5 protein-coding genes and 1 pseudogene are annotated in these 4,829 nt (G+C 34.1%); 3 read left to right on the top strand and 3 right to left on the bottom strand.

Features of this window, described 5'->3' with window-relative positions; genetic code table 11:
• Positions 1-125: pseudogene (locus tag ACEYOS_RS04350) on the bottom strand (isopenicillin N synthase family oxygenase); the annotation flags it as partial.
• Positions 126-213: 88 nt separating this feature from the next.
• Here ACEYOS_RS04350 and menD point away from each other — a divergent pair.
• Entirely contained in the window at positions 214-1,881 is a 1,668-nt protein-coding gene (gene menD / locus ACEYOS_RS04345; protein ID WP_373707445.1) for a 2-succinyl-5-enolpyruvyl-6-hydroxy-3-cyclohexene-1-carboxylic-acid synthase, read from the top strand.
• Between the two features lie 8 nt (positions 1,882-1,889).
• Here the strand turns inward: menD and ACEYOS_RS04340 are convergent, their stop codons facing one another.
• Positions 1,890-2,510, bottom strand: a complete 621-nt coding sequence (locus ACEYOS_RS04340; protein WP_373707446.1) for an aminotransferase class IV — start codon at positions 2,508-2,510, stop codon at positions 1,890-1,892.
• A complete protein-coding gene (locus tag ACEYOS_RS04335; protein ID WP_373707447.1) occupies positions 2,494-3,471 on the bottom strand; it encodes an aminodeoxychorismate synthase component I in 978 nt (325 codons plus the stop codon). Before ACEYOS_RS04335 ends, ACEYOS_RS04340 begins: the two co-directional genes overlap by 17 nt.
• 56 nt (positions 3,472-3,527) lie before the next feature.
• On the opposite strand from ACEYOS_RS04335, the gene ACEYOS_RS04330 reads away from it, so the two are divergent.
• Together ACEYOS_RS04330 and ACEYOS_RS04325 are read left to right on the top strand one after the other, a co-directional pair.
• Positions 3,528-4,250 carry a hypothetical protein gene (locus ACEYOS_RS04330; protein WP_373797517.1) on the top strand — a complete coding sequence of 241 codons (723 nt, stop codon included), beginning with the start codon at positions 3,528-3,530 and terminating at the stop codon, positions 4,248-4,250.
• Positions 4,251-4,318: 68 nt separating this feature from the next.
• Positions 4,319-4,829 (top strand): beta-carotene 15,15'-monooxygenase (locus ACEYOS_RS04325; RefSeq protein WP_373797516.1); only part of this gene is annotated, 511 nt, incomplete at its 3' end.

Raw genomic sequence — 4,829 nt, 5'->3', positions numbered from 1 at the left:
TGACCTTTTAGCGCAACGAAGCCAATTTCTTCGTATGCTTTTCCGATTTCATTTACAAATTTTTGTTTGCGTTCCGGTTCACCCGAAAGGAAATCACGCAAATCCACACTTGGGATCTGTTTCATATTGTTTGATTAAGAATTCGGGTACAAAATTAAGTTTTTTTAGTTTAAAATTTTATTATCAGTAAATTTGCAGCAATCAATTTTCAACATGAAACAATTCTCTTCCAAACGAAGCATTCAAATACTTGCACATTTATTAAAAGAGTACGGCATTTTTGACATCGTAATTTCTCCAGGCTCGCGAAATGCACCTTTGGCGATTCATTTTTCAGAAACTGATGAGTTTAATTGTTACAGTATTGTTGATGAGAGAAGTGCTGCTTTTGTGGGAATGGGAATGGCAAAAAGTATTAAAAAACCAGTCGCATTAACATGTACCAGCGGTTCGGCATCGGCCAATTATTATCCAGCGATCACTGAAGCATTTTACCAAAACACGCCTTTATTAATTTTAACGGCGGATCGTCCGACTGATTTCGTGGATATTTTTGACGGTCAAACGATTCGTCAGAAAGATCTTTATCAACAACATTCGTACGGAGATTTTCAATTGTTGGAAGATTCCATGGAAAACGCTGATGACGAGAATTTCTCCATCATTAAAAAAGCAATTGAAGTTTGTTTTGAAAAACAAGGTCCGGTTCATATTAATATTCCTTTGGAAGAACCTCTTTATCATATGGTTTCTGAACTTCCGACTTTTAAACCTGTCGAAAAAACCATTCGGGAAACGAATTATGAATTGCCGCCGAATTTAGTGGCAGAATGGAATACGTCCAAAAGGATTATGATTCTGGTTGGGACAAGAGATTACAGTGAGGAGCTGGAAATGCAGTTGACTCAATTGGTTAAAAATCATAGTGTTGTTGTTTTAAAGGAAGCCAATTCTAATTTAAAACATGATAAGTTTTTCGCACATATTGATCGCTACATTTTTAATTTCAATGATGCTGACTACAAAACTTACGCTCCAGACCTATTAATTACGGTTGGGCAAAATGTAGTTTCCAAAAAAGTGAAACAGTTTTTACGAAAAGCGAATCCGAAAAATCACTGGCATATCGATGAGGTTTGGCATCCTGATACTTTCTTTGCTTTGACCGAAAAAGTAAAAGCGACTCCGGAGAAATTCTTCGCTAAATTGTTAAAATTCATTTCATTAGAACCAAGTCCGTACTTTAATCTATGGGATGTTTTGCGGGATAAAAGAGATCTGAAACATGATGAATATTGCATAGGAACAACGTTTTCTGATTTTAAATTATTTGAACTGCTTTCTAAACAACTGCCGGAAAATATCAATCTACATATCAGTAATTCCTCGGCGATTCGCTATACACAATTGTTTGATTTTGATAAAAATAGAATTTATTGCAATCGCGGAACGAGCGGAATTGATGGTTCAACTTCAACGGCGATGGGATACGCTATAAAATCACAACGGCAAACTGTTTTGGTAACGGGCGACATGAGTTTCTTCTATGATATCAATGGTTTGTGGAATAACTACATTCCGCCTTATACCAGAATTATCGTGTTTAACAATGGAGGAGGAGATATCTTTAAAATTATTCCGGGACCAAGTTCTACGAATGCGTTAGATGAATTTATCCTAACCAAACATCACAAAAACGCGGAACATTTAGCGAAGCATTTTGGATTCGCTTACACCAAAGTTGATGATGAGATCACGCTTTCACGAGTTTTAGATAATTTCTTTAAACACGATGAAAAGGCAAAGATCTTGGAAGTTGATAGTACTGCTCTCGAAAACGCAGAAGTTTTAAAAGGCTATTTCGAATTTTTAAAATCCTAATTTACATTTCAATTTGCTTCCGATGTTTTCGGTAGATTTTTAATCCTGTCGATTGGATAACTGTAAGAATCGTCTGCTTCATTCAATGCGTTAATCAATTGAAAATGGGAGTATTCGCTCAAATTTTGCAAAGTGATTTCTGCTTCTTTAATTTTTTTTGCTTTCAGTAACGATTGTCGTTGAACTCCGTTTAATAAAAAGGTTTTTGGGGTAAACCAGTCTTTTCCTTTTTTAAATAAAAGATTTGAATAGGACGTATCAGTGATATGATTATTTTTTACAATAATAATTTCTGCAGCTTTAGATAAAATTTTCATTTTTTCAAGCTCTTTTCGATCCTCAAATTTGAAGGAGTAATCGTAAGAATTATTTTCGACCAACTGAAAATTGGCGATTTCAGACATCGCATACGGAATCATCTGCGTTCTGTATTTCCCGGTCAAATCGTAGGTGATTTTAAATTTGTAAAGACCGTCTTCATCATGTTTAAGACTTTTAAAAATCTCGTCGATGTTGATGGATACTTCTTTGCCAAAATAAGAAAACGTTTCATTGACGCGTTTCTGATGTTGGTCTAAGAGGAATATTTCCGTGTCTTCTACCTTAATGCTTTCAATGAATTGGGACATAAATTTTGTTTTTCATTTCTTGATACTCGTCGGCAAAATTACTCAAATGAGTGATTCCACCACCACTTTTAAAATAAAGTTTTCCACTTTCTTTTTCAATGAACCTTATCATCACGCAAGAATCCAGATTCTTTCCGTCGAACCAACCACAAACGCCTGTGTAGAAGCCTCTGTCATGGTTTTCTGCTTCCTGAATTATTTCTAAAGTTTTTGGTTTTGGAGCACCCAGAATAGAACCAGCTGGAAGCAAACTTTTCATAACGCTTCCTATTTTATTTTGAAATTCAGGCTTTAGTTTTCCCGAAATTTCAGAACTCATTGCGTAGAGATTTTTTTTATTGGTTTTCAGGAAATCAATTCGTTGAAATTCGTTGACTTTCACTTCATCTGCCACCATGCTTAAATCATTTCGGAGAAGATCTACCACCGTGTAATGTTCGGCTTTTTCTTTGATATCATTTTTTAAAACTTCAATCGCATTTTCCTTTGCCGCGTCGATAGTTCCTTTCATCGGATGCGTAAATATTTCATTGTCGATGACTTCAATAAAGGTTTCCGGGGAAAAGAATACGAACTCATCTTTATGAAGAACTTTATATTTTGCCTTTGATAAATGAAAAATCTCTTCTAAACTAAGGTTGATCTCAATTTCAGTTTTGCAAGTATAATTGGTAAGATATGAATTGCCTAATTTCAGATTTCCCTGAACGATGTCAAAGCCTTTTCGATACTCTTGTTTACTTTCTGGAAATGATTTTAAATGAATATCTTTTTTTTCCCCTTCATAAAGATTTATGTTTCTAAAGTTTTGAAAATCAACCAATATACTATTTTCTTTCAGTTCGCTTTCCACGAAAACCAAAACATTTTCAACTAAAAAATCAACCATAAAAAAGAAAGGAACTTTCTGTTCTGAAAGTTCATCCATTTTATCAAAGTTAGGATGATGAGATTTTAGCATTGGGCAAAAATACTCTTTTTAGGAGTTAATCTTTAGGTTTTCCCTATTTTTGCAGAATGGAAAAAAATTACCCTCAAAAGGTCAGCATACAGGAGATTTTAAAAACTGCATTTTCTTATTGGAACAGGACTTTATTTTATCAACTGTCTTTCAGTTTACTTTACTTTTCCTTATTTTTTCTGGGATATTTCTTTTTGTTCAAATATTTCGGATTGTGGGATGAAATGAGTCAGCACAGCGAGTTGCTTAAAACAGACTTCGAAGCTTTTAACAAAAAGATGGCGGAAGTTTCAAAATTACCACAGACGCAAAGTTTTCTGCTGGGAATTTTCTTTCTATTTGCTTTTTTAAATCCTTTAAACGTAGGGTTCTATAAAATTTATCGCAAGACTGATTTGAAGGAAAAAATAATAATGAATGATTTGTTTGCCGGTTATATTGGTTTTGCTTTCTTTAAGTTTTTCGGCTTTTATCTTTTTTGGATGATCATTTTCTCTTACGCCAACTCATTGCCATTATTGGGCGTTGTCTGGATTATCCTTACTTTATTTTCAGTTCCGCTTATGTTTTTTATGAATGTGAATACGATTGAAGGAATTAAACTGACTGTAAAAGGATTGAAGCAGGATTTTACGACGGTATTTATTTGTGTTGTAATTGCAGTGCTATTTAGTTTGTCAGGACTTTTACTTTTTGGATTTGGTTTCCTTCTCACTTTCCCGTTCTGGCACGCAATGATTTATACATTATATCAGCAATTCTTCAAAGAAAATGATTAAAAAGCAAAAATAAAGTTTTGTCCTTGTGAATTTTTAATGATAAATTTGAAAACATTAAAAATTAAACTATGGATACTTTTCAAGAATTTGATCAACCGCTGGGACCAGAAAAATCTTCTGGAGGGATTATCGCCCACGCTTTCGAAATTTACAAAGGAATTTTCCTCTATGCAATTGTAGCAGTACTGATCTCAACTGTGGTGTCATTTCTTGTGCAGCCGATTTCGGGATTTAATTCAGCCGATTTTATGGAAGAAATGAATGGTTCTGACGGTGATATGCCAAATATTTGGGCCATACCAGGATTTGCGTTTTATTCCGGACTTTCAGGTTTGGTAAGTCTTATTTTAACTCCTTTATATGTGGGAATAATATTTATTGCTAACAAATATAATTTGCAGGAATCGATCAGTATCTCGGATTTATTTATCGGATTCAAACAGAATTTTTTAAACATCATTTTATACTCGTTAGTCGCCGGAATTTTATTGAGTATTGCAATTGCGATGTGCGTGATACCTGTATTTTTCGTTCTTCCTTTTCTTTTGTTGGGATATCCTATTTTATTATTTGAAAATG

It is taken from the genome of Kaistella sp. (assembly GCF_041824135.1).
GTDB lineage: Bacteria > Bacteroidota > Bacteroidia > Flavobacteriales > Weeksellaceae > Kaistella.
Note: the sequence above shows the minus strand (reverse complement) of the source record. Positions and strands in the feature narration are given on the sequence as shown.

Excerpts from the sequence above, each read along its gene's own strand:
- menD (WP_373707445.1), top strand. The coding sequence starts at position 214 with ATGAAACAATTCTCTTCCAAACGAAGCATTCAAATACTTGCACATTTA.
- ACEYOS_RS04340 (WP_373707446.1), bottom strand. The coding sequence starts at position 2,510 with ATGTCCCAATTCATTGAAAGCATTAAGGTAGAAGACACGGAAATATTC.
- ACEYOS_RS04335 (WP_373707447.1), bottom strand. The coding sequence starts at position 3,471 with ATGCTAAAATCTCATCATCCTAACTTTGATAAAATGGATGAACTTTCA.
- ACEYOS_RS04330 (WP_373797517.1), top strand. The coding sequence starts at position 3,528 with ATGGAAAAAAATTACCCTCAAAAGGTCAGCATACAGGAGATTTTAAAA.